Source organism: Streptomyces sp. NWU339 (assembly GCF_003143855.1).
In the GTDB taxonomy this organism is placed as follows: Bacteria; Actinomycetota; Actinomycetes; order Streptomycetales; family Streptomycetaceae; genus Streptomyces.
The window spans coordinates 30075-52888 of sequence record NZ_QFRK01000006.1; the positions used below are offsets into that span (position 1 = coordinate 30075).

Consider the following 22814-nt stretch of genomic DNA (forward strand, 5'->3'; position numbering starts at 1 on the left):
TATACGGGTCCGGAAAGGGATCGCGCTGGGGCCGGACGGGCCCTACTCGTCGTCGAGGCCGCGTTCTATGGCGTAGCGGACGAGTTCCACGCGGTTGTGCAGCTGGAGCTTGCCGAGGGTGTTCTGGACGTGGTTCTGCACCGTGCGGTGGGAGATGACGAGCCGTTCGGCGATCTGCTTGTAGCTGAGGCCCTTGGCGACCAGGCGCAGCACCTCGGTCTCCCGGTCGGTCAGCTGGGGCGCCCTGGCCCCACCGCTCTCCGGGACGGGTGCCGGATCGGAGGCCAGCCGGCGGTACTCGCCGAGGACCAGCCCGGCCAGGCCCGGGGTGAACACCGGGTCGCCGGCCGCCGTACGGCGCACCGCGTCCTGGAGCTCCTGGGTCGAGGCCGACTTCAGCAGATAGCCGGTGGCACCCGACTTCACCGCTTCCAGGACGTCGGCGTGCTCACCGCTCGCCGAGAGCACCAGCACGCGCAGGGCGGGGTTCGCGGCGACGACCTCCTTGCAGACCTGGACACCGGGCTTGCCGGGCAGGTTCAGGTCGAGGACGAGGACGTCGGGGGCGGCGGCCCTGGCGCGGCGCACGGCCTGGTCACCGTCACCGGCGGTGGCCACCACCTCGAAGCCGGACTCGGACAGGTCGCGCGCGACGGCGTCGCGCCACATGGGGTGGTCGTCGACCACCATCACCTTGACCGGGCCCCGGCCGGCTTCCCGTTCGGCTGCCGTGTCCGTCATCGCTGCTCCGCCTTCCCCCGCGGGTCGTCCGCTTCCCTCGTGTCCTTGGGCACCTTCAGCTCGACCTCCGTGCCCTGACCCGGCACCGAGATCAGTTCCGCACTGCCGCCGAGGTCGCGCAGCCGTCCGCGGATCGACAGGGCCACCCCGAGCCGTCCCTCGCCCTCGGCCTGGGCGAGCCGGCCCTCGGGGATGCCGGGCCCGTCGTCGCGGACGGTGACGATCACCTCGTCCGGTTCGTCCTCGACCAGGATCCAGGCCCGGGCGTCCGGCCCGGCGTGCTCGCGTACGTTGTCCAGGACCGCCCCGACGGCGGCGGCGACCTCCCGCGCGGCGGCCGGTGCGAGCGGCACCGGCGCCCCGGGTTCGGCGAGGTTGACCAGGGCACCGGCGTACGGGGCGAGCAGGGCACGCAGATCGACGGGGCCGCCCCCGGCCTCACCGGCGGTGTCGTCCGCGGCGCGTACGGCCTCTCCCCCGGCCGTGTCCCGCGAGGCCCTGGGCACGGGCACCAGGCCGCCGGAGACCAGGGTGCGCAGCGCCACCTCCTGCTCGCCGGCCATCCGGCCCAGTTCGGCCGCCTCGCCGCCGATCACCGCGCCGCGCCGCTGCACCATCGCGAGCACCTGGAGCACGCCGTCGTGGATGTCCCGCGCGAGCCGCTCCCGTTCCCTCGTCGCGGCCTCGATCTCCAGGGCGCGGGCGAGGGTGCGCTCGGAGGCGCGGGCGACCTCGACGACGTAGCCGATGGCGATGGAGGCGACCCAGACGAGGATCACGTTGTGCACGGTGTCGCGGGCGGGGCCGCCGCGCTCGACCAGGTTGGCGACGGCGACCAGGGTGGAGGCGAGGGCCGCCCAGCGCCAGCCGCCCTTGATGGCGAAGGCGAGCACCGAGCCGGCGGTCCAGATCGACGGCATGGTCGGGCCGCCCGCCTGGATCCGCTCGTGGGCGTCGGCGACGGGGGTGAGCAGGATGCCGACGAGTGCGACGGTCAGGTCGGCGGTGAGGAAGCGTCTGGTGCAGCGGGCTGCGTTCGCGACCAGGGGCAGGGTGGCCAGGGTCCATACGACCAGCACAACGAAGTAGGCCACGGCGAGCCAGGGGCGCTCGAACTCGTCGTAGGCGGTGGCGAACAGGCCGACCGCGTAGACCATGGTCAGGACCCGGTAGCCGGTGAGCGCGCGCCACAGGGGCTGCTCGACCGACATCCTCATGACTTCCCCGCCCCTGGGCATGTCCTCCCCCACTCCCGCCCCGGACCCGCTGACGGACTACCGGGGATCGGGCCGCCGCTGCTCGGCGGCCTCCTCCCGCTGTGCTTTCTTCTCCGCCCTCTCCGCTTCCTTCTCCGCTTTCTCCGCTTCCTTGTCGGCCTTGGCCGCCTCCGCGAGCTGCCGCTTCATGGCGGTCGCGTAGATGTCGACGTACTCCTGGCCGGAGAGCTGCATGATTTTGTACATGACCTCGTCGGTCACCGCGCGGAGCACGAAACGGTCGTGCTCCATACCCTGGTAGCGGCTGAAGTCCAACGGCCTGCCTATGCGGATGCCCGGCCGGATCAGCTTCGGGACGACCTTCCCGGGCGGCTGGACCTTCTCCGTGTCGATCATGGCGACGGGTATCACGGGCGCGCCGGTGGCCAGCGCCACGCGCGCGAGACCGCCGGGCTTGCCCCGGTAGAGACGCCCGTCGGGCGAGCGGGTGCCCTCGGGGTAGATGCCGAACAGCTCACCACGCTCGACGACCTCTATACCGCTCCTGATCGCCGCCTCGCCCGCGCCGCGCGCGCCGGAGCGGTCGACCGGGAGCTGACCCACACCTTTGAAGAAGGCGGCCGTGAGCCGGCCTTTGACACCCGGGCTGGTGAAGTACTCGGCCTTGGCGATGAAGGTGACCTTGCGGTCGAGCACGGCCGGCAGGAAGAAGGAGTCGGAGAACGACAGGTGGTTGCTGGCCAGAATGGCCGGGCCCTCGGCGGGTACGTTCTCCAGGCCGTCCACCCAGGGCCTGAAGGCGAGCTTCAGCGACCCTCCGACGGTGAACTTCATCGCGCCGTACAACAAGCGAGTGCCTTCCTGTGCGTGTGGGTCAGACCATATCCCGGGGCGCCGTCAATGGCTCCGACGGCCCTGGTCGGTGTCAGTGCGGTCGCGTACGGTGAAGGTCCTGCAACTCGCGTGCGGGCGCGACCCATGACACCCGTGCCATGACCGTCATGACGTACAGCCCCTCTGTACGACTGCCACGACTCCTACGACTTTCAGACCGGGAGGCCAAGGTGCCGCTCCTGACCGGAGCCGAGCCGTATCGCCATGAGGGCGGAGAGACCGCAGTCCTCCTCTGCCACGGCTTCACCGGTTCACCGCAGTCGCTGCGCCCCTGGGCGGAGCACCTCGCCGAGCACGGCCTGACCGTCTCGCTGCCCCTGCTCCCCGGGCACGGCACCCGCTGGCAGGACCTGCGGCTGACCGGCTGGCAGGACTGGTACGCGGAGGTGGACCGTGAGTTGCGGCTGCTGCGGGACCGGTGCGCGCGGGTGTTCGTGGCCGGCCTGTCCATGGGCGGCGCGCTCGCCCTGCGGCTGGCCGCGCGGCACGGCGACGCGGTGAGCGGCGTCATGGTCGTCAACCCGGCGAACAAGGTGCACGGACCGACCGCGCGCGCTGCCCGTGGCCCGCCATCTGATCCCCACGACGAAGGGGATCGCGAGCGACATCGCGGACCCGTCGGCCACGGAGCTGGGGTACGACCGGGTACCGCTGCACGCGGCCCACTCCCTGCGCACCTTCCTGCGCATGCTCGACGGCGAACTGCCCCGGGTCACCCAGCCGCTGCTGCTTCTGCGCAGCCCGCAGGACCATGTGGTGCCGCCCGCGGACTCGGCCCGGATCCTCGGCCGGGTCTCGTCGCTCGACGTCACGGAGATCCTGCTGGAACAGAGCTACCACGTGGCGACGTTGGACTACGACGCGGAGCGGATCTTCCAGGAGAGCACCGCGTTCATCGGCCGGCTCGCACCCGGCGCCGTCAACGAGCCCGGTCTCGGCAAGGAAGGGACGACCACAGGTGGCTGAGCACGACTCGGACCGCGAGGACCGCGAAGGGCGTGAGGACCGGGAGGCGCGCGAGGTCGGCCGGGACCGTGACGGCCGGGGTCCGGAGGAACAGGCCGTCCCCTTCGACGAGGACGCCGCGTGGGCGGCGATCGTCGCCGGGTACGGGGACGAGCCGCCGGACCCGGCGGGCGCCAAGCCGTTCAAGTCGGTCGAGGACCTGGCGTTGCTGGAGTCCGAGACCAATGACGAGGGGTCGGCGCAGGCCGAGGCCCCCACGAGGACCGGGGAGAAGCCGGCCAAGCCGTTGGGCGGCTCCATCGCCTTCGCGCCGGGTGTGGGCCCGCGCGACTACAGCGTGTCCGAACCCCCGGACGACGCCTCCGACGACTTCGACGACGGCGACGAGGGCCACTTCGTACCGCCGGAGCCGCCGCCGCTGCCCGAGTCCGACCTCACCTCCAAGCTCGCCTGGCTGGGGGTGCTGGGCGGTCCGGTGCTGCTCCTGCTGGCGATACTGCTCGGCTGGGAGATGACCTGGTGGCTGACCACGCTCTGCATCGGCGGCTTTCTGGGCGGCTTCGCCACCCTGGTGATGCGGATGCGCACCGGCGACAAGGACGAAGACGATCCCGGCCGCGGCGCGGTGGTCTGAGAACGGGCCCCTCACCCACGCGGTCTACGCGACCGCCGGCACTCTGAGGGCGGCCAGGACCGGCAGGTGGTCGGTGGCCGCCCTCAGGTCGGCCTCGCTCACCCCCGGCTGGCCGAGCGGGACACCGCAGCCCAGGACCTCGACGCCCTTCGTGGCGAACAGGGCGTCGATGCGCTGTTGCGGCTCGATGGGCGTCGAGGTGTACTCACCGCCCCAGGGCGCGGCCGCCCAGCAGTCCGTGAGGGAGTCGCCCAACCGCCGGAAGGTGCGGCCGTCCGGCCGCTCGTTGACGTCACCGCCCGCGACCGCGTGCTCCACACTCATCCCGGCGAGCCGGTCCAGGAGCATGCCGCCCTGCTCGTACCGCTCGTCCTTCGACAGCGACAGGTGACAGCTCAGCACCCCGAGCCGGGCACCGCCGAACCGTACGACGGCGGTGGCGAAGCCGCGCCGGTGCAGCCCCGGGGTGAGCGGCAGCAGCACGTCCTCGGTGCGCTCGACGGTCGCCCGCAGGGAGCACAGGACGGCGGGGCCGGCAGCCGTGGCACCTCCGGACAGCGTGACCAGCCCGGAGGCGGAGGCGAGCCGGGCCAGCTTCTTGCGCCACCGGAAGAACCGCGGCGCCTCCTGCACGAGCACCAGATCGGGCGCGCACGCCCCGATCACCCGGGCCAGCGCGTCGGTGTCATCACGCATCGAACGGATGTTGTAACTCAGCACCCGGACCACGGCCGAACCGTCCGGCTCGGTACGGGAGTCCGACAGCAGCGGAGTCGTCGCCATGGGGATCAAGATACGCTGACCCGCATCGTCAAAAGTGTCGTGCGGCCGACGCCGACGTGAAACCGACCAGGGCAGCGCCTTGCCCGCCCGGCGAGGTCACGCCCCGTGGGCACGAAGACCGCGAACCGCGGACCGTCCCGCGCCTTCGTGCCGTGCACGTGCACGGCACCGGGTGCAAGGGCCACTTCCACCCAGCGGTCGCCCTCGGTGCCACTGCTGCGACGCCCCGGCGGCCGGACGGGGTCACGTTCGCGGCCCGGCACGGCCCGTACAAGCCGCCCTGCACGGGCCGTGAGCCCGCCACGGGTCAGCCGGTCGTCCTGACCGGGGCACTGCTGTGCCCGTGGCTTCGACCGCTGAGTTCGGCGTCGAGCGCCTCCTGGGCCACGCGCCCCGCCTCGGCGTACCCGGGGTCCTGCGACCGCTTCCCCATCTCGTCCTCGGAGAGGTCCTCGACGTGGCTGGTCACCCACCAGACGGTGCCGGAGGGGTCCTTGACACGCCCTCCGCGCTGCCCGAAGGCGTCGTCGGCCACCGGAGTGACGACCCGGGGCGCGACGGTGGTACGGCCCTTCGGTGCGGCGTCGGTCTGCCGGGACATCGCGGTGGTCCTTTCGCCGAGGGTGGCGGACCGCAGCGAAAGCAGACGGCAAACAGGCCCGTTCCCGTCCTGGATGCCGAGGCGCGTGGGGAAGTTCGAAGAGCGGAGGCCCGGGACGGAGTCCCGGGCGCGGGGCGGGGAGAACGGGAGGAAGCAGCGGGGCGAAAACCGCCTACTTCGCGTAGATCGCCTCGATCTCGTGCGCGTAGTCCTTCGCCACCACATTCCGCTTCAGCTTCAACGACGGGGTCAAATGCCCCGACTCCTCCGTGAACTGAGCAGGCAGCACCCGGAACTTCCGCACCGACTCCGCCTTGGAGACCGCCGCGTTCCCGTCGTCGATCGCCGTCTGGATCGCGGCGATCAGATCGGGGTCCTCGCTCAGCGACGCCGCCGTGACCCCCTCCGGCTTGCCGTGCTCCGCCGCCCAGCGGACCAGGAACTCCTCGTCGACGGTGACCAGCGCGCCCACGAACGGCCGCCCGTCGCCGACCACCATGCACTCCGCGACCAGCGCGTGCGCGCGGATCCGGTCCTCGATCACGGCCGGCGCCACGTTCTTGCCGCCCGCGGTCACGAGGATCTCCTTCTTGCGCCCGGTGATGCTCAGGTACCCGTCCTCGTCGAGGGTGCCGATGTCGCCGGTGTGGAACCAGCCGTCGGCCAGCGCCTCCTCCGTCGCGCCCGGGTTGTTCCAGTACTCCTTGAACAGGTGCTCGCCGTGCAGCAGCACCTCGCCGTCGTCGGCTATGCGGACCACCGAGCCGGGCAGCGGCTGTCCGACCGTGCCGATCTTCGGCCGGTCCCAGGGGTTGAACGTGGTGGCCGCGCAGGACTCGGTGAGCCCGTACCCCTCCAGCACCGTGAAGCCGATGCCGCGGAAGAAGTGGCCGAGGCGCTCGCCCAGCGGCGCGCCGCCGGAGATGGCGGCCTCGCCGCGCCCGCCGAGCACCGCGCGCAGCTTGCCGTACACGAGCCGGTCGAAGACCTTGTGCTTGATCCGCAGACCGAGGGACGGGCCCGACGGCGTGTCCAGCGCCTTGCTGTACGCGATGGCGGTGTCCGCCGCCTGGTCGAAGATCCGGCCCTTGCCGTCGGCCTGCGCCTTGGCCCGCGCCGAGTTGTAGACCTTCTCGAAGACCCGCGGTACGCCCAGGATCAACGTCGGCCGGAACGCGGCCAGTTCGTCGGTGAGCTGCTTGATGTCCGGGACGCAGCCCAGCTTGATCGGCGCCATCATCGGCGCGATCTGCACCAGCCGGCCGAAGACGTGCGCGAGCGGGAGGAAGAGCAGGACCGAGCACTCGCCGGTGCGGAACAGCGGGCGCAGCCGCTCCACGATGTTGCCGCACTCGGCGAAGAAGCTGCGGTGGGTGAGCACGCAGCCCTTGGGGCGGCCGGTGGTGCCGGAGGTGTAGACGATGGTCGCCGGGTCGTCGGCCCTGGCGACGGAGCTGCGCTCCTCGACCGTCTCGTCGGTGACGTCCCGACCGAGCCGTCCCAGCTCAGCGATCGCACCGCCGGCGAGTTCACCGCTCGCGATCGCGCCGTCGATCTGCCACACGTGTTTCAGCGCGGGCAGTCGGTCGCGCAGCGACTCCACCGCGGCCGCGTGGCCGTCGCTCTCCACCACACAGGCGGTGGCGCCGGAGTCGCTGAGGATCCAGGCCACCTGCTCCGGCGAACTGGTCTCGTACACCGGCACGGTGACCGCGCCGGCGCTCCAGATCGCGAAGTCCAGCAGGGTCCACTCGTAACGGGTGCGGGACATCAGCCCCACCCGGTCGCCGGGCCGGACGCCGGAGGCGATGAGCCCCTTGGCGGCAGCCCGCACCTCATCGAGGAAGGCGGTCGCCGTCACGTCCTGCCACGCGCCGTCGACCTTGCGGGCGATGACGGCGACGTCGGGGTGCTGCGCGGCGTTTCTGCGGACGATGTCGGTCAGATTGCCGTCCGCGGGGACCTCGTACAAAGCCGGAAGGCTGAACTCGCGCAAGACTGCTGCTCCTCTTAGGGCGCCGGCGCCACGACGTTGTGCGCTGCGACGACGGTGCGGTCCAAGGCTCGGTCGGGTGCTCGAGAATTCAGCTGTTGAAAACCCGAGCACGAGTGGACTGCCCGGACGTTACCCGCCGGTATGGATGCTACGACAGGGGGTCCCGGCGAGATGTTCGCTGCGTCACACAGCTGGGTGCTCCATCGCGCACAATATTCCACTGCCTCCCCACCGAGCCAGTTACCGCAGGTCCGGCCACCACTGTTCACACGGGACGGACACGCCTACCCTCGATCGTCATGGCTTCCACACCAGACGGAGACCGGCGCACGCGCGTCCACGTGGTCAGCGACGTGCACGGCAACGCCCGTGACCTGGCCCGCGCCGGCCAGGGCGCGGACGCCCTGATCTGCCTGGGCGACCTGGTGCTCTTCCTCGACTACGCCGACCACTCCCGCGGCATCTTCCCCGACCTGTTCGGCGTGGAGAACGCCGACCGGATCGTGGAACTGCGCACCGCTCGCCGCTTCGAGGAGGCGCGCGCGTTCCAGTCCCGGCTGTGGGCGGGCATCGGCGAGGACCGCGCCGGGGCGATCGAGAAGGCGGTGCGCAAGCAGTACGCCGAGATGTTCGCCGCCTTCCCCGCACCCACGTACGCCACCTACGGCAATGTCGACATACCGACCCTGTGGCAGGAGTACGCCGGCCCCGGCACCACCGTCCTCGACGGCGAACGGGTGGAAATCGGCGGCCGGATTTTCGGCTTCGTCGGCGGCGGACTGCGTACGCCCATGAGAACGCCGTACGAGATCAGCGACGAGGAGTACGCGGCGAAGATCGAGGCCGTCGGCGAGGTCGACGTGCTGTGCACGCACATCCCGCCGGAGGTCCCGGAGCTGGTGTACGACACCGTGGCGCGCCGCTTCGAGCGCGGCAGCCGGGCCCTGCTGGACGCCATCCACCGCACCAGGCCGCGGTACGCGCTGTTCGGGCATGTGCACCAGCCGCTGGTCCGGCGCATGCGGATCGGGGCCACCGAGTGCGTGAACGTGGGGCACTTCGCGGCCGGCGGCCGGCCCTGGGCCCTCGAATGGTGAGGATGTCCCAGGTCGGACGAGTCGCGGTCGGATGAGTGGCGCCCGCCGGGTGCGCGATAGCCTTCCGCTGCACGGGCGTGCGCGTGGGCCGCGCACGGCGATCCGAACTACCGGCCCGCACCTGGAGGAGCCACGGCGATGGCGGAACACACCAGCTCGAGCATCACGATCGAGGCGGCACCGGCCGATGTCATGGGGGTGATCGCCGACTTCGCCCGCTATCCGGACTGGACCGGCGAGGTGAAGGAGGCCGAGGTCCTCACGTCCGACGACCGGGGCCGGGCCGAGCAGGTGCGCCTCGTCATGGACGCCGGAGCGATCAAGGACGACCAGACCCTCGCGTACACCTGGACCGGTGAGCACGAGGTCTCCTGGACGCTGGTGAAGTCCCAGATGCTGCGCTCCCTGGACGGCTCCTACCTCCTGACGCCGACCGGCGCGGGCACCACCGAGGTCACCTACCGGCTCACCGTCGACGTCAAGATCCCGATGCTCGGCATGATCAAGCGCAAGGCCGAGAAGGTCATCATCGACCGGGCCCTGGCGGGACTGAAGAAGCGGGTGGAGTCGGGTGAGGAGCCGGCCGCCGGGTCCGGCGGGAAGCCGACGGCGGAGTAGCACCGGCCGGGAGGGAACGGCGTCGGCCGGGCACGGGCCCGGGTACCGTTCACCCTCATGCGTACCCTCCTGATCACGGGCCCCGGCGGCAACGGACGTACCACCGTCGCGGCGGCCACCGCGCTCGCCGCAGCCCGTGGGGGCACCCGCGTCCTGGTGCTGGGCACCGACCGGGTGGACACGCTGGGCGCCGTCCTGGGGACACCCGTGGGCGCCGAGCCCGTCGAGGTCGAGCAGGGGCTCACCGCCCGGCGGGTCGACGCCGACGCGGACTTCCGCGCCGACCTGGCCGCCCTGCAGGACCGGGCCGCCACGGCGCTCGACCTGCTCGGCGCGTCCCGGCTCGACCCCGAGGAGCTCGGCCCGCTGCCCGGCGCCGAGGAGCTCTCCGTGCTGCGCGCCCTGCGGGACGCGGCGCTGTCCCAGGCGTACGACCTGCTCGTCGTCGATCTCCCGCCCACCCCGCAGTCCCTCGCCCTCCTCGCCCTCCCCGAGGAGCTCCGCCGCTGCCTGCGCCGCCTGCTCCCGCCGGAACGCCAGGCCGCCCGCGCCCTGCGCCCCGTGCTCGGCCGCCTCGCCGGGGTCCCGATGCCCGCGGAGTGGCTGTACGAGACGGCCGCCCGCTGGGACACCGAACTGGCAGCGGTCGAGGCCGTCCTCGCCGACCGGGACACCGCCGTACGGCTGGTCGCCGAACCCGGACCGGCCGGTGCCGACGCGGTACGCGCCGCGGGCCTGGGCCTCGCCCTGCGCGGACTGCGCACCGACGTGCTGGTCGCCGGGCGCCTCCTGCCCGAGGACGTCGAGGACGGCCGGCTCGTCGCCCTGGTCGCCCAGCAGCGCAAGACCCTGGACGAGTGGCGCGGGACGTACGACGTCCACCCGGTCGCCCACCTGGGACGCGACCCGCGGGGCCCGGACGACCTCGCCGCGCTCGCCGTGCCCGGCGTGCCGGCCGTCGAGGGGACACAGGCCTGGGTCGAGTGGCCCGTCACCGGTCTTCCCCACTCCTGGCTCTCCTCGAGCGGGGAGCCCCCCGCCCCCGCCGCCGACGACGGCGTACTGGTCTGGCACATCCCCCTGCCCGGCGCCCGGCGCGAGGAACTGGACCTGATCCGGCGCGGCGACGAACTCACCGTCACCGCCGGGCCGTTCCGGCGGACCGTCCCGCTGCCCTCCGCGCTGCGCCGCTGCACCGTGGACGGCGCGGCCCTGCGCGAGGGCGAGCTGCGCATCCGGTTCCGGCCGGATCCGCGGCTGTGGCCGCGCACCCCGTGAAGCCGGAGCGGCCGTTCGGGTAACGTCGGAAGGGCCCACCGTAGTCAGGAGTCCGTCATGAGCGATCAGCTCCCCCCGCCCGACGCCGCCGGGGACGACCCCGTGGACGACGCGCGCGCCGTGGAGGACGACGTGCGCGCCGTGGACGAGACGCGCACCGCCTTCGACGCGGACGCCTGGGCGACGGCGTGCGCCGAGGACCTCGAGGCGGAGAAGGCCCGCCGCCGCGACCGGTACGGACCGCCGCCCGGCTCGGCGGCCGAGGAACTGCGCAAGCTCGTCGACGCGGTCGCCGAGAAGTTCGACCAGCTCACCGGAGGCCTCCAGGCCCCCCTGTTCGGCGCGGCCGCCGGACCGTCCGCGCAGCAGGTGGTGCGCCAGGTCGTCCAGCAGGCCAGGGCGGTCGTGGAACCGGTCGTCGAACGCAACCCGGACGTCTTCGACCACCTCGCCGCCGCGGGCAACGAACTGCTCGCCGCCTACCGCTCCGCGGTCCAGGACCAGGAACGCCGCTGGACGACCCGGGACACCCGCGCCTGGAACCCCGACGAGGCCCGGGACGAGGGCGGCAAGGGCGACCCGGGCCGGGACCGGGGCGACGAGCCGGGCACCGGCGGGGAACGCATCGACCTGGACTGAGAGCGCCTAAGAGCTCCGAACGAAATGGGAGTCCGATCAGCTCGCGGCGTCATGGGGGTCCCCCCGCTCGAGCGGAGCCGAGAGTGGGGGAGGAGCTACTAGGGCCTTCCGGCAACGCGGCGAGCGTGCGTGCCAGGCGCCGCGAGCCGGGCGCCCATTTCGTTCGAAGCTCTAAGCCGGTGAGCGGTCCCGCCGGTGCCGGGAACCCGGTGGCAGGGCCTCGGGTACCGTGGGCGGTAGCGGGGCTCGACCGGAACTGAGGGATTCATGGGACTCACCATCGGCGTCGACATCGGCGGCACCAAGATCGCGGCCGGCGTGGTCGACGAGGAAGGCAACATCCTCTCGGTCCACAAGGTGCCGACCCCGGGCACGCCCGACGGCATCGTGGACGCCATCGCCTCCGCGGTGGAGGGAGCACGCGCGGGTCACGAGATCGTCGGCGTGGGCATCGGTGCGGCCGGATACGTCAACCGCCAGCGCTCGACGGTGTACTTCGCCCCCAACATCTACTGGCGCAACGAGCCGCTCAAGGAGAAGGTCGAGGCCCGCACGGGTCTTCCCGTCGTCGTGGAGAACGACGCCAACGCCGCGGCCTGGGGCGAGTACAAGTTCGGTGCCGGCAAGGGCCACCGCAACGTCATCTGCATCACGCTCGGCACCGGCCTGGGCGGCGGCGTCATCATCGGCAACAAGCTGCGCCGGGGCCACTTCGGTGTGGCCGCCGAGTTCGGGCACATCCGGATGGTGCCGGACGGCCTGCTGTGCGGCTGCGGCTCGCAGGGCTGCTGGGAGCAGTACGCCTCCGGCCGCGCCCTCGTCCGGTACGCCACCCAGCGCGCCAACGCGACCCCCGAGAACGCGGAGACGCTGCTCTCCCTGGGCGACGGCACCCCCGAGGGCATCGAGGGCAAGCACGTCTCCATGGCCGCCCGCCAGGGCGACCCGGTGGCCGTCGACTCCTACCGCGAGCTGGCCCGCTGGGTCGGCGCGGGCCTCGCGGACCTGGCCTCTCTCTTCGACCCGTCCGCGTTCATCGTCGGCGGCGGTCTCTCCGAGGAGGGCGAGCTGGTCCTCGACCCGATCCGCAAGTCCTACAAGCGCTGGCTGGTCGGCGGCAACTGGCGCCCGGTGGCCGAGGTCCGCGCCGCCGAACTCGGCAACAAGGCCGGCCTGGTGGGCGCAGCCGACCTGGCCCGCCAGCCCGACCCCATCATGTGACACCTCCTCACCCACCCGACGGCGCCCGCCCGTTCCCTCCGGGGAGCACGGCGGGCGCCGCTGTCCCAGGGGCGCCCGATACGGAGACATCCGCACGCTTCCCCGCACCGGGCGGCCGGTGGGAGGGGGCACGGCTGCCGGCGTCCTGCCCCTCAGGAGGTCGCGGAGCGCGTCAGAGCAAGGTCTTCAGGGATTCGGCCAGGAGGTCCCAGCGCCATTTCTCCTCGACCCAGGCCCGGCCCCGCTCGCCCATCCTGCGGCGGAGTTCCTCGTCGGCGAGGAGGGTGATGATGCGGTCGGCGGACTCGGCGGGGGTGTCGCCCCGGACGACCCAGCCGGTCTCGCCGTCGAGGACCGCGTCGGGGGCGCCGCCCGAGTCACCGGCTACGACGGGCAGGCCGGTCGCGGAGGCCTCCAGGTAGACGATGCCGAGCCCCTCCACGTCCAGTCCGCCGCGCCGGGTGCGGCAGGGCATCGCGAAGACGTCCCCGGCGCCGTAGTGGGCGGGCAGCTCGGACCAGGGCACGGCGCCGGTGAAGCGGACGGAGCCGGCCACCCCGGTGTCCTGGGCGAGCCGGCGCAGGTCCTTCTCGTAGGGCCCGCCGCCGACGATCAGCAGTACGGCGTCCGGCTCCGCGGCCAGGATCGCGGGCATGGCGCGGATCAGCGTGTCCTGCCCCTTGCGCGGCACCAGCCGGGAGACGCAGACGACCACCGGGCGGTCGGTCAGGCCGAGCCGGGCCCGGACCTCGTCGCCGCCGGAGCCGGGGTGGAAGGTCTTCTCGTCGACCCCGGGCGGAAGCCGCACCATCCGCGAGGCCGCGCCGGGCGTGAGCGCCCCCGCGATCCGCGAGCGCGTGTACTCGCCGAGGTAGGTGATCGTGTCCGTGGACTCGCCGATCCGGCGCAGCAGTTGCCGGGCGGCGGGGAGCTGGGCCCAGCCCGCCTCGTGGCCGTGGGTGGTGGCCACGATCCGCTCGGCGCCCGCCCGGCGCAGCGCCGGTGCCATCAGTCCGAGCGGCGCCGCCGCCCCGAACCACACCGAGGTGCACCCGTGTTCGCGCAGCAGGGCGACGGCCTGCCGGGTCGCCTGCGGGGTCGGCAGCAGCATCGGCGTACGGGCGCGTACGACGGTGAAGGGCTGCTCGGCGTCGAAGGCGGCTGTAGCCTCGACGCCCTCCCGGGAACGCTTCCAGGTGGAGGCGTGGACGACGAGGCGCTCGGGGTCGAGCCGCAGCGCCATGTTGTGCAGGAATGCCTGGATGCCACCGGGCCGGGGCGGGAAGTCGTTGGTCACGATCAGGGTCTTGTGCATCGTCGCCGACCCTACCGAACCGCCGGGACCGGGCACCGAACCGGCCGGGAGGGCTGATTCGGCGCCGGTTCCCGGCGGGCCGCTGTGGCACGCTCACCGGGGTCCGCGACATCATGGCCCCTCAGGACCGCACACGGACGGGCAGGAATCACTTGAACCCTCCCCCAGCTCAAGCGGGGGATTCCTGGCTCAGGAAGCCCCACAGGCCGGCGACCTGCAAGGTCCTGCTCCCTCAACACCAGCCGGGACGGAACCTGCCCGGTTTGTCGGGCGAAGCTCGGGTGTACCGTCCTGGCTCTCGATCGGCACGGTGTGCGCGCTTGGTTCTCGCACCGCACGGCAGGCACTCTACCCGGTCACATACCCCCACCCCGGCCTGAAGGCCTGGGCGTCCTCGAAGGAGATCACGTGAACACGATGGGCTCGCGCGGGTCCCCTGCTCGGCTGCTCGCACTCTGGGGGCTGACGAGGACCGTCCTGCTGTTGTGGGTCCTGAAGGTGGCCGTCTTCCCCGGCCCGGACGTCACCAGCGACGTGTCCGGGATCTACCGGGGCTGGTACGACGTCCTGCGCACCGGAACGTTCCCGCTGGACGACGTGACCTGGCAGTACCCGCCCGCGGCGGCGCTGGCGATCCTCTCCCCCGGTCTGCTGCCGTTCCTGGAGTACGCCACGGCGTTCTTCGTCCTGGTGTTCCTCGCCGACCTGGCCACCCTGGCACTGCTGCTGTACGCGGGCGGGCGGCCGGGCCGAAGCCGTCGCGGCGCCTGGGTGTGGGTGGCGGGCGTGCCGCTGCTCGGGCCGACGGTGTACGCCCGCTACGACGTGATGGTGACCGCGGTGGCGGTGGCCGCGCTGCTGGCCGGTGCCCGGCGTCCCCGGCTGCTGGGGGCGCTGGCGGCCTTCGGCGCGTTGCTGAAGGTGTGGCCGGCGATGCTGCTGCTCGGTGTCCGCCGGCGTTCCGCGTGGGTGTCGGCCGTGGTGACCGGTGTCGCGGTGGCGGGCGTGTTCGCGGTGTTCATGCCGGGCGCGTTCGCGTTCCTGGGCTTTCAGCGCGACCGGGGCACGGAGGTGGAGTCGCTGGGCGCGCTGGTCCTCCATGTCGCCCGGCACCACGGCTGGGACGGCCAGGTGCTGCTCAACTACGGCTCGGTGGAGTTCCTCGGCCCGTATGTGACCTGGGTGAGCACGGGCGCCATGGTGCTGACCGGGGCGGCCCTGGCCTGGCTGCTGCTGTGGCGGCTGCTGGCCACCCGCTTCGAGCCGCACACCCTCGCCGACGCCGCGTTCGTGGCCGTGCTGATGTTCACCACCACCAGCCGGGTGATCAGCCCGCAGTACATGGTGTGGCTGGTCGGGCTCGCCGCGGTCTGCCTGTGCCACCGTGGGAGCCGGATGCGGCTGCCGGTGGCCCTGGTGCTGGTCGCGTCGTTCGTGACGGTGCTGGAGTTCCCGCTGTGGTTCGCGCACGTCGTGGCCAGTGACCCGCTCGGCATCGCCCTGCTGTTCCTCCGCAACGGCCTGCTGGTGGCCGCCACCTTCCTCGCCGCCCGCACCCTGTGGCGCGCGACGGTCCCCCGAGGGCTCCCGCCCGCGGCTCCCGCTCCCCACCCCCGAAGCACCACGAGAACACCGGTCTCCTCCTGACCCGTCTCCCGGTGCGGCGAACGTCCGGGCCGGGTCAGTCGAGTTGCTCGCGCAGGTAGTCCTGCCAGGCGAAGGTGAAGGCCTCCGGTGTGGTGCCGAGGACTCGGTGCATCGCGTCCTCGACCGCGCCGTCCCGCCGCGCGTGCGCGCCCACGGCGCGATAGAACGCGCCGAGGCGTTCCTCGCCCCAGCGCTCCGCGATGAGGCGGCAGGCCATCCAGCCGCTCTCGTAGGCGCGGGCGAGGCCGTCGGCGTCGCCGGAGAAGCCGAAGTCGTCGTCGTCCGGCAGCCCGGAGGGCACCTCTCCGTGCCTCACCGCACGGGCGAGTTCCGGTGCCGCGTCGGCCGGGAGGCGGTCGCCGCCCCGGTAGCCGACCCAGTCGGCGAAGCCCTCGGACAGCCACAGCGGGGTCGAGGCGGTGGTGTGGGCGCGGGTGGCGACGTGGGTGGTCTCGTGGGTGACCACGACCTGCCGGCCCGAGTCGCCGAGCATTCCGAAGGCGTCCGGGTTGACGATGACCCGGTCCGCGGGTGATTTCGCGCCGGCACCGGTCTCGCCGGTGGTGACGGCCGCGATCCCCCGATAGGAGGAGGCGGGCGAGCCCAGCAGCCCCGCCATCTCCTCCAGGGAGCCCGGGACCAGGACGACGACGCGCCGTTCCCACCGCGGGCCCCACGCGTCCGACACCGACGGCACCGCGCGGTCGGCCAGTTCGGCGTAGTCGCGCAGTTTCCCCTCGGGCTGTCCGACACCGAGCACCAGGCTCCGCTCCCCGTGCACGGCACGCACCGCGCCCTGGTCCCACAGCTGCCGGCCGGCCTTCCCGGCCGGCCGGTCGGAGTCGACGGACCACCGGCCGTCGTCGTGCCGGGTCAGGCGCAGGGTGCGGGCGGTGGTGACCGGGGCCCGGTCGTAGCCCGCGACGCGGTAGCCGAGGTCGGCGTCGACGGTGGCGGTGCCGCCCGTGCGGCGCACCGCGGTCACGCGGTAGGTCCAGTCGGCCAGCGGCACCTCCCGCAGGCTGTCGTACCCGGCCCGGGTGCCGGTGCGGGCGTAGGCGGCGGCGTCGTGGCCGAGGACGGCCCCGGCCCGCCGGTCGAGCAGTGCCTGCACCTCGGCGTGTGCGCCGTCGACGGCCGGCCGGTCGCCGCAGCCGACCAGGGAGACGAGCAGCAGACACAGCGCCATCACCGGCACACCCGACACCCGCCTTCGACCAGCCACCCTTGTGAGGGTACGGGCGCCGGGCCGCTCCGGTCAGAGCCTGGTGACGGACGAGACCGGCATCATCCCGACCGGGTCGTAGCGCACGGGGGCGCCGGGGTGGGGCGCGTGGATCACCTGACCGTTGCCCGCGTACATCCCGACATGGCTGGCGTCGGACCGGTAGAGCACCAGGTCGCCGGGCCGGGCCTGGGAGAGCGGGACCTGCCGGCCGGCGTGCCGCTGGGCCTGCGAGGTGCGCGGCAGGGCCACCCCGGCCTGCGCGTACGACCATTGCATCAGGCCGGAACAGTCGAATCCGGAGGGCCCGTTGGCGCCCCAGACGTAGGGCGAGCCGAGGGCGGAGCGGGCGGCGGCGACGGCGGCGGCCGCGCGGCCGGAGGCGGCCGCGACGCCGACCGGGCCGGGCAGGCCCGCGCGGCCGGAGCGGGCGGCCCGCTCGTAGGCGGCGCGTTCGGCGTCGGGGAGCGCGTCGAGCAGCCGCCGGGCCTCGGCGAGTTTGCGCTCCACGGTCTTCTTGTGGGCGGCGGCCGCCTTGCGGCTCCGCTCCAGCTCTTCCAGCTTGCGGGAGGCCTTCGCGCGGTTCTGGTCCAGGGAGCGCCCGGCCTTCTGGAGTTCCTTCAGCCGGCCGGCCTGGCGGGCGGTGAGCCGGTCGAGCACCGAGGCCCGTTCGAGGTACTCCTCCGGGTCGTCGGAGAGGAGCAGGGTGAGGGAGGGGTCGAGCCCGCCGGAGCGGTACTGCGCGCCGGCCAGCGAACCGAGCGACTGCCGCAGGGTGTTGACACGCTCCTGCTGCCGGGCGATCTCGTCCTGGACGGTGTTGATCCGCCCCCGCAGGGCGTTCGCGCGGGAGTCGGCCTCGTTGTACGCCTCGGTCGCCCGCTCGGCCTCCTCGTAGAGGCGGTCCACGTCGGCCGTCGGGTCGTCGTGCGGGGCGGCCGTCGCCGGTACGGCGCCCAGGGCGGCTGCCGCCGCGGACAGGAGACCTAAGGCGACGGTGGTGCCCCGGTCGAGACCGGGGGAGGGTGCAAGGCGTCGATGGGACCCCACGGGGACCGCGCTCCTTCCGTTGACGGACAGGGAAACGCGGCAGACAGTAACCCCGGGGCGGGCGGCCGACCAACGACCCGGGTGGCCACACACGGTGACGCCCCGCCTCTGACCGCAGGTCACAGGCGGGGCGTGGGGTCGGACGGCGGGCCACGATTCCCCCGAACGGAGGCACGCGACCCCGCCGCGGCCGACAGGAGGCCGACAGGAGTAGGGGCTCCGACGAACCCTGTGGTCCGACCGCTCCTAGACGCGGACGCCGAACATGAACGGGCCGCCGATGGTGTTCATCGACTCGTAGCGGACGACGGTGCCGCTGCGCGGGGCGTGGATGATCTGGCCGTTGCCCGCGTAAAGACCGACGTGGTGCAGGTCGTTGAAGAAGAAGACCAGGTCGCCGACCTGGAGCTGGCTGGCCGAGTAGATCCTGGTGCCCGCGCCGGTCTGCGCCTCGGAGGTGCGCGGGAGGCCGACGCCGGCCTGGGCGTACGCCCAGGAGGTGAGGCCCGAGCAGTCGAAGGAGGACGGGCCGGTGGCGCCGTAGACGTAAGGGGTGCCGAGCTTGCTCTGGGCGGCGGCGAAGGCGGCGCCGGCGCGGCCGGAGCCGCTCGAGACCGGGGCGGAGGTGCCGGTGCCGGCGTCGGAAGCCTTGAGGACCTCCCGCTCGCTGGCGCGGGTGGCGCGGGCCTCCTCCTCGGCGAGCTGCGCCTTCTCCTCCGCGGTCAGGCTGTTGAGCAGCTTCTGCGCGGCGCCCAGCTTGCCCTGGACTTCCTTCTTCTTCTTGCCCAGTTCGGTGCGGGTGGAGTCGAGGTCCTCGAGCTTGCCGGAGGCCTCGGAGCGCTGCTGGGCGAGCTCGCGCTGCTTCTCCTGGATCTTCTTCAGCGCGTCGACCTGCTGGGCGCTGAGCTGGTCGAGGGCGGACGCCTTGTCGAGGTAGTCGTCCGGGTCGGCGGAGAGGAAGAGCTGGAGCGAGGGGTCCAGGCCGCCGCTGCGGTACTGGGCGCTGGCCATCGAACCGAGGCCGTCGCGCAGCTCGTTGAGCTCCTGCTGGCCCTTGGCGACGTTGTCCTGGATGGTGGAGATCTCCTTCTGGAGCTTCTCCTGCTTCTCCTTGGCGCCGTTGTACTTCTCGGTGGCCTGCTCCGCCTGCTGGTAGAGCTTGTCGACCTTGGCCTTCACCTCGTCCTTGCTCGGCTTCTCGCTGGGGGCCGCGTTGGCGGCCTGCGAGCTCAGGACGACGGCAGCTGCGGCAGCGGTGGTGAGCACAGTGACACGTGCCCGGTTCGGCTGCTTGGGACGACGGTGGGACGCCACGGAGGCGAGCTCCTTCTTCCTCCAGCCGCCTACCGACACGCCGGCGGGCGGGACCTCCGCCGTCGCCACCCCATGTGAACGATCACCCGAGCGGAGGTTCGAGGCCTGACCCTAGTGATTCTCTTGTGATCAGTTCAAATCCTCGGGCACAAAATCTATGTCACAGTGCGTTTCTCTGCCCTCAACTCACGTGCAGTGATATCGGCCTGACGCTACGTTGCGTGAATACCGCGCCAATTCGGTCAATCGGCAGGTACGTTGCGGTTGGGGCTTACGTTCTGGATGGGACGTACCGCACCGCCGCCGCCACCGGACTTCGCGTTCTGCGCCCTGCGTCCCGTGCTCTGCGCCCTACGCCCGGGAGAAGCGCTTCAGCAGGACCGCCGACGCGACCGGGCGGGCACCCGCGCGGGCGACTCCGTCGGCGACCTCGCGGTCGGTGGAGACGACGATGACCGGCCGCCCCGGCGGCTCGGCCCGGACCAGCTGGCGGATCAGCTCGTCGGCGGTGACACCGGGCTTGGAAAACAGCACCCGCACCCCACGCGGCGGCGCCAGCAGCACGGGAGCGGCCAGTTCGGCCCCGTCGAAGACGCAGGTCACCTCGGCGCCGGTCTGCGCGGCGAGCTGGGCGAGCTGGCCGAGCACCCGCAGGCGCTGCTTCTCCAGCGGCATCTGGGGATAGCCGGTCTTGGTGACGTTGTAGCCGTCGACGACGAGATGCGCCTGCGGCAGCGCCAGCAGCTGGTCGAGGACGGCCGGGTCGTCCTCGGACAGCGCGCGGGCCGCGATGTCCTTGGGGGACATGCGCCCCGGCTCGACGGCGTCCACGGTCTCGGCGGGCCGGACGGACACGGGGGGCAGCGCGAGCTCGCGCCGGAGCCCCTGGGCGGCGTCCAGTACGGTGTCCAGGAGCAGCCGCACCCGCATGTCCTCGACGCTGCGGCTCTCCCGGGCGGCCCGGCGGGCGGCCTCCAGGGCGGCCTCCGACTCGCCGAGGCGCGCCTTGAGCCGCCGGCTCTCGCTCTCGGCGGCGGACACCTGTGCCTGCCCGTCGGCGCGGACGGCGTCCATCTCCCCCTGCAGCTTGCGCAGCGCGGCCGCGCCGCGCTTGACGTCACTGAGCGCGGACCGCAGCTTGCGGTGCAGGGAGTCCGCTTCTTTCCTGGCCGAGTCCAGGTCGTCGCGCAGCCGCTCGGTCTCGGACCTGGCGTGCTCGCGGGCGCGGGCGAGTTCGGCGCGCAGCCGCTCCACCTCGGCCCGGTTCTCCTCGTCGGCGCGCTCGGCGTCGGCCCGCTGGGCCTCCTCGCCCGCGGCGGTCACCAGCTTCACCCAGCCGGGCGGCCGCATGACGTAGGCCGCGGCCGCCACGTCCAGCGGATCGGCGGCCGGGGGCGGGGAGCCCGACTCGAGGGCGCCGGACAGTTCCGGCTGGGCCTCTTTCAGCCGCTCCGCGATGCGCTGGCGGAACAGCGGTTCGCTCTCCAGCGCGGCGGCCATGGCGTTGCCGGCGAACTTGGCGCGGCGGTTCGGGGTGAACCGGGCGTACTGCCTGAGCTGGGCGGGCAGCTCGGTGACCGTCAGTCCGCCGAAGCCGTCGGAGACGATCTGGACGACCCGGCGGCGCACGCCGTCGGGCAGCGGACGGTCGAGCACCTCAGCGGCGCCGTCCTCCGGCCTCCCGCCCGCGGTCTCCACCATCCGTCACACCCCAATGCCTGTGCGCGACCCCGCGTACGGGGTCTCCTGAGCGGGGCCCGCTCCACTCAGGAGCCGGCACCCGGCCTGTCGACGAGTTCCACCTGGTCCACGGCGTTGCACCAGCGGCACCGCACCGACTCGATCGTCTCACCGAGGACCTCGCGCTCCTCGACCTTCGGCTCCCCCGCCAGGTCGAGGTGGACGTACTCGACGACCTTGGACGAGCGGGTCACGTCGAACCGGGTGAGGTTGCCGCAGAGGGTGCAGCGCCACCGTGTCGAGGCAGTCGGCTGGGGGACCGTCATCGTGGCTCTTCGCCTTTCTTCCAGTGTCCGTGACGTGCCGGGCACCCCGGCACGTGTGGCACGTAACCCTACGGCCTGGCGGGTCCTCGCCGCCCGCCCGTCCACGGCGGCGAGGCGGTCTGTACGGTTGCATCCCCTTACGTCATGCTCTGTGTTCATGATCCGTGACTGGGGGACGTCGGCCGCCAGAGCGCTGAGGCGCCCGTCGGCACCGGTGACCCACACCTTCATCGTTCTGTGCTGCGCGGTCTTCCTCATGGGGCCGGCCTCGGGGCTCGATCCGGCGTACGGGTCCGGGGAGGAGCTGCCGGCCGCGCAGCGGAGCTACTTCCGCCGCTGGGGCGTGATCCCCGCAGAACTGTTCGAGGGCTCCCCCGGCGCCGCCCTCACCCCCGCCACGGCCCTGTTCGTCCACGGCGGCTGGGTGCATCTGCTCGGCAACATGCTCTTCCTCCATGTCTTCGGGACGATGGCCGAGGCACGGATGGGCCGCCTGCAGTTCCTCCTGTTCTACGTCGGCTGCGGCTACCTGGCCCTGCTCGGGTACGCCGCCGTCCACATGGACTCCGAGCAGCCCGTGGTGGGGGCCTCGGGAGCGATCTCGGCGGTCCTCGGCGCGTTTCTCCTCCTGTTCCCCCGGGCGCGGGTGACCAGTCTGCTGCCGTTCCTGTTCTTCCTGCCGGTGCGCTTCCCGGCGTGGGTCGTGCTGCCGTTCTGGGCGGTGTCGCAGTGTCTGGCGGCGATGCCCGCCTCCGACGGTCCCGGGGTGGCGTATCTGGCGCACCTGGTGGGCTTCGGGCTGGGCTTCTGCTGCGCGTGGGCGCGTTTCCAAGGGGCGACTACAGTGAGAGCCGCCCCAGCTCCGGCCCCCGAGGGAGAGAACCAGCCGTGATCACCGCGATCGTCCTCATCAAGACCAGCGTGGACCGGATCCCCGAGATCGCGGAGCAGATCGCCGCGCTGGACAGCGTCAGCGAGGTCTTCTCCGTCACCGGCACCTACGACCTGATCGCCATCGTGCGGGTCAGGCAGCACGAGGACCTGGCGGAGGTCATCCCGGGCCGGATCAGCAAGATCCCGGGCGTGGAGGGGACCGACACGCACGTGGCGTTCCGCGCGTACTCGCAGCACGACCTGGAGGCCGCGTTCGCGATCGGTCTGGACAGCTGAGGCGGCCACCGCGGCCGGACGCGCCGGAGATGAAGAGTTCCTCATCTCCGGCTCATCCACGCCGTCCGGTCGGCCGCGCAGGATCGGGTCCATGCTTTTCACACGCCGGATGGCGGCCCTGGCAGCCGTCGTACTGATCCCGCCGGGTGTCGCCGCGACCAGTTTCGCGCTCTCCGACAGCCCCGCACAGCCCGAGGTCCCGTCGCAGGTCGAGTTGGACAGCTCCGCCTCACCGACGGCCACGGACCTGTCCGCGCGGCCCGGGCCGACACCGAGCGACGAGGTCGTGGACCGGCCCTCGGTGACCGACAGCCCTGCGAGTGACGACGATGCCGACGACGGACCGGACGACGACTGACCGGACGACGGCTGACCGGCCGCCCCGGCGGATCTCCGCCCGGG

Annotated in this window: 21 protein-coding genes and 2 pseudogenes; 11 read left to right on the forward strand and 12 right to left on the reverse strand. The window is 72.6% G+C overall.

Annotated elements, in window-relative coordinates; genetic code table 11:
- Positions 1-42: 42 nt before the first annotated feature.
- The 3 genes from DIZ27_RS09470 to DIZ27_RS09480 are packed head-to-tail and all read right to left on the reverse strand — an operon-like array spanning position 43 to position 2792.
- Positions 43-741: a response regulator transcription factor gene (locus tag DIZ27_RS09470; protein ID WP_109377898.1), complete on the reverse strand. Its 699-nt coding sequence runs from the start codon at positions 739-741 to the stop codon at positions 43-45.
- Entirely contained in the window at positions 738-1979 is a 1242-nt protein-coding gene (gene macS, locus DIZ27_RS09475) for a MacS family sensor histidine kinase (RefSeq protein ID WP_109377899.1), read from the reverse strand. The genes DIZ27_RS09470 and macS overlap by 4 nt, the downstream gene beginning before the upstream one ends.
- 36 nt (positions 1980-2015) lie before the next feature.
- Entirely contained in the window at positions 2016-2792 is a 777-nt protein-coding gene (locus DIZ27_RS09480; RefSeq protein ID WP_181383459.1) for a 1-acyl-sn-glycerol-3-phosphate acyltransferase, read from the reverse strand.
- Positions 2793-2959: 167 nt separating this feature from the next.
- On the opposite strand from DIZ27_RS09480, the pseudogene DIZ27_RS09485 reads away from it, so the two are divergent.
- Both DIZ27_RS09485 and DIZ27_RS09490 read left to right on the forward strand, forming a co-directional pair.
- Positions 2960-3679: pseudogene (locus DIZ27_RS09485) on the forward strand (alpha/beta hydrolase); the annotation flags it as partial.
- A 131-nt stretch (positions 3680-3810) separates the two neighbouring features.
- The gene (locus DIZ27_RS09490; protein WP_109377901.1) at positions 3811-4452 is read left to right on the forward strand and encodes a hypothetical protein; all 642 of its coding nucleotides are present in this window, start codon (positions 3811-3813) and stop codon (positions 4450-4452) included.
- Positions 4453-4476: 24 nt separating this feature from the next.
- On the opposite strand, the gene DIZ27_RS09495 is transcribed toward DIZ27_RS09490, so the two are convergent.
- From DIZ27_RS09495 to DIZ27_RS09510, 3 genes and pseudogenes are all read right to left on the reverse strand, one after another.
- Positions 4477-5235 (reverse strand): endonuclease/exonuclease/phosphatase family protein, encoded by a 759-nt coding sequence (locus tag DIZ27_RS09495; RefSeq protein ID WP_109377902.1) that lies wholly within the window; start codon positions 5233-5235, stop codon positions 4477-4479.
- 307 nt (positions 5236-5542) lie between these two features.
- Positions 5543-5785 (reverse strand): annotated as a pseudogene (locus tag DIZ27_RS09505) (VOC family protein); the annotation flags it as partial.
- 223 nt (positions 5786-6008) lie between these two features.
- Complete coding sequence (locus tag DIZ27_RS09510; protein WP_109377903.1) at positions 6009-7832, reverse strand: long-chain fatty acid--CoA ligase; 1824 nt, start codon at positions 7830-7832, stop codon at positions 6009-6011.
- A gap of 341 nt (positions 7833-8173) precedes the next feature.
- On the opposite strand from DIZ27_RS09510, the gene DIZ27_RS09515 reads away from it, so the two are divergent.
- From DIZ27_RS09515 to DIZ27_RS09535, 5 genes are all read left to right on the forward strand, one after another.
- The gene (locus DIZ27_RS09515; RefSeq protein ID WP_181383467.1) at positions 8174-8929 is read left to right on the forward strand and encodes a metallophosphoesterase; all 756 of its coding nucleotides are present in this window, start codon (positions 8174-8176) and stop codon (positions 8927-8929) included.
- Between the two features lie 138 nt (positions 8930-9067).
- On the forward strand, positions 9068-9547 hold the full coding sequence (locus tag DIZ27_RS09520; protein ID WP_109377905.1) for an SRPBCC family protein: 480 nt from the start codon (positions 9068-9070) through the stop codon (positions 9545-9547).
- A 57-nt stretch (positions 9548-9604) separates the two neighbouring features.
- On the forward strand, positions 9605-10825 hold the full coding sequence (locus DIZ27_RS09525) for an ArsA family ATPase (RefSeq protein WP_109377906.1): 1221 nt from the start codon (positions 9605-9607) through the stop codon (positions 10823-10825).
- Between the two features lie 57 nt (positions 10826-10882).
- Positions 10883-11464 (forward strand): DUF5304 domain-containing protein, encoded by a 582-nt coding sequence (locus DIZ27_RS09530; protein WP_109377907.1) that lies wholly within the window; start codon positions 10883-10885, stop codon positions 11462-11464.
- Positions 11465-11731: 267 nt separating this feature from the next.
- Positions 11732-12685: an ROK family glucokinase gene (locus DIZ27_RS09535; protein WP_109377908.1), complete on the forward strand. Its 954-nt coding sequence runs from the start codon at positions 11732-11734 to the stop codon at positions 12683-12685.
- A 172-nt stretch (positions 12686-12857) separates the two neighbouring features.
- On the opposite strand, the gene DIZ27_RS09540 is transcribed toward DIZ27_RS09535, so the two are convergent.
- Positions 12858-14000, reverse strand: a complete 1143-nt coding sequence (locus DIZ27_RS09540; protein ID WP_109377909.1) for a glycosyltransferase family 4 protein — start codon at positions 13998-14000, stop codon at positions 12858-12860.
- A gap of 417 nt (positions 14001-14417) precedes the next feature.
- On the opposite strand from DIZ27_RS09540, the gene DIZ27_RS09545 reads away from it, so the two are divergent.
- Positions 14418-15647, forward strand: a complete 1230-nt coding sequence (locus DIZ27_RS09545) for a glycosyltransferase 87 family protein (protein WP_375231949.1) — start codon at positions 14418-14420, stop codon at positions 15645-15647.
- 34 nt (positions 15648-15681) lie between these two features.
- On the opposite strand, the gene DIZ27_RS09550 is transcribed toward DIZ27_RS09545, so the two are convergent.
- The 5 genes from DIZ27_RS09550 to DIZ27_RS09570 form a co-directional block, all read right to left on the reverse strand.
- Complete coding sequence (locus DIZ27_RS09550; RefSeq protein WP_181383460.1) at positions 15682-16872, reverse strand: hypothetical protein; 1191 nt, start codon at positions 16870-16872, stop codon at positions 15682-15684.
- A gap of 33 nt (positions 16873-16905) precedes the next feature.
- The gene (locus tag DIZ27_RS09555) at positions 16906-17922 is read right to left on the reverse strand and encodes an NlpC/P60 family protein (RefSeq protein ID WP_109377911.1); all 1017 of its coding nucleotides are present in this window, start codon (positions 17920-17922) and stop codon (positions 16906-16908) included.
- 246 nt (positions 17923-18168) lie between these two features.
- Complete coding sequence (locus DIZ27_RS09560) at positions 18169-19236, reverse strand: C40 family peptidase (protein WP_109378091.1); 1068 nt, start codon at positions 19234-19236, stop codon at positions 18169-18171.
- Between the two features lie 351 nt (positions 19237-19587).
- Positions 19588-20937: an NYN domain-containing protein gene (locus DIZ27_RS09565; protein ID WP_109377912.1), complete on the reverse strand. Its 1350-nt coding sequence runs from the start codon at positions 20935-20937 to the stop codon at positions 19588-19590.
- A gap of 65 nt (positions 20938-21002) precedes the next feature.
- Positions 21003-21242 (reverse strand): hypothetical protein, encoded by a 240-nt coding sequence (locus DIZ27_RS09570; RefSeq protein WP_109377913.1) that lies wholly within the window; start codon positions 21240-21242, stop codon positions 21003-21005.
- 157 nt (positions 21243-21399) lie between these two features.
- Between DIZ27_RS09570 and DIZ27_RS09575 the strand changes: the two genes are divergently transcribed.
- The 3 genes from DIZ27_RS09575 (at position 21400) to DIZ27_RS09585 (ending at position 22770) form a co-directional block, all read left to right on the forward strand.
- Positions 21400-22134 carry a rhomboid family intramembrane serine protease gene (locus tag DIZ27_RS09575; RefSeq protein ID WP_109378092.1) on the forward strand — a complete coding sequence of 245 codons (735 nt, stop codon included), beginning with the start codon at positions 21400-21402 and terminating at the stop codon, positions 22132-22134.
- The gene (locus tag DIZ27_RS09580; RefSeq protein ID WP_109377914.1) at positions 22131-22412 is read left to right on the forward strand and encodes an Lrp/AsnC family transcriptional regulator; all 282 of its coding nucleotides are present in this window, start codon (positions 22131-22133) and stop codon (positions 22410-22412) included. The genes DIZ27_RS09575 and DIZ27_RS09580 overlap by 4 nt, the downstream gene beginning before the upstream one ends.
- 91 nt (positions 22413-22503) lie before the next feature.
- A complete protein-coding gene (locus DIZ27_RS09585) occupies positions 22504-22770 on the forward strand; it encodes a small secreted hydrophilic protein (RefSeq protein ID WP_109377915.1) in 267 nt (88 codons plus the stop codon).
- Positions 22771-22814: the final 44 nt, after the last annotated feature.

Coding starts and splice junctions, on each gene's coding strand:
- DIZ27_RS09480 (WP_181383459.1), bottom strand. CDS start 2,792: ATGAAGTTCACCGTCGGAGGGTCGCTGAAGCTCGCCTTCAGGCCCTGG.
- DIZ27_RS09545 (WP_375231949.1), top strand. CDS start 14,418: ATGGGCTCGCGCGGGTCCCCTGCTCGGCTGCTCGCACTCTGGGGGCTG.
- DIZ27_RS09525 (WP_109377906.1), top strand. CDS start 9,605: ATGCGTACCCTCCTGATCACGGGCCCCGGCGGCAACGGACGTACCACC.
- DIZ27_RS09575 (WP_109378092.1), top strand. CDS start 21,400: ATGATCCGTGACTGGGGGACGTCGGCCGCCAGAGCGCTGAGGCGCCCG.
- DIZ27_RS09585 (WP_109377915.1), top strand. CDS start 22,504: ATGCTTTTCACACGCCGGATGGCGGCCCTGGCAGCCGTCGTACTGATC.
- DIZ27_RS09570 (WP_109377913.1), bottom strand. CDS start 21,242: ATGACGGTCCCCCAGCCGACTGCCTCGACACGGTGGCGCTGCACCCTC.
- DIZ27_RS09565 (WP_109377912.1), bottom strand. CDS start 20,937: ATGGTGGAGACCGCGGGCGGGAGGCCGGAGGACGGCGCCGCTGAGGTG.
- DIZ27_RS09495 (WP_109377902.1), bottom strand. CDS start 5,235: ATGGCGACGACTCCGCTGCTGTCGGACTCCCGTACCGAGCCGGACGGT.
- DIZ27_RS09535 (WP_109377908.1), top strand. CDS start 11,732: ATGGGACTCACCATCGGCGTCGACATCGGCGGCACCAAGATCGCGGCC.
- macS (WP_109377899.1), bottom strand. CDS start 1,979: ATGCCCAGGGGCGGGGAAGTCATGAGGATGTCGGTCGAGCAGCCCCTG.
- DIZ27_RS09470 (WP_109377898.1), bottom strand. CDS start 741: ATGACGGACACGGCAGCCGAACGGGAAGCCGGCCGGGGCCCGGTCAAG.
- DIZ27_RS09540 (WP_109377909.1), bottom strand. CDS start 14,000: ATGCACAAGACCCTGATCGTGACCAACGACTTCCCGCCCCGGCCCGGT.
- DIZ27_RS09520 (WP_109377905.1), top strand. CDS start 9,068: ATGGCGGAACACACCAGCTCGAGCATCACGATCGAGGCGGCACCGGCC.
- DIZ27_RS09530 (WP_109377907.1), top strand. CDS start 10,883: ATGAGCGATCAGCTCCCCCCGCCCGACGCCGCCGGGGACGACCCCGTG.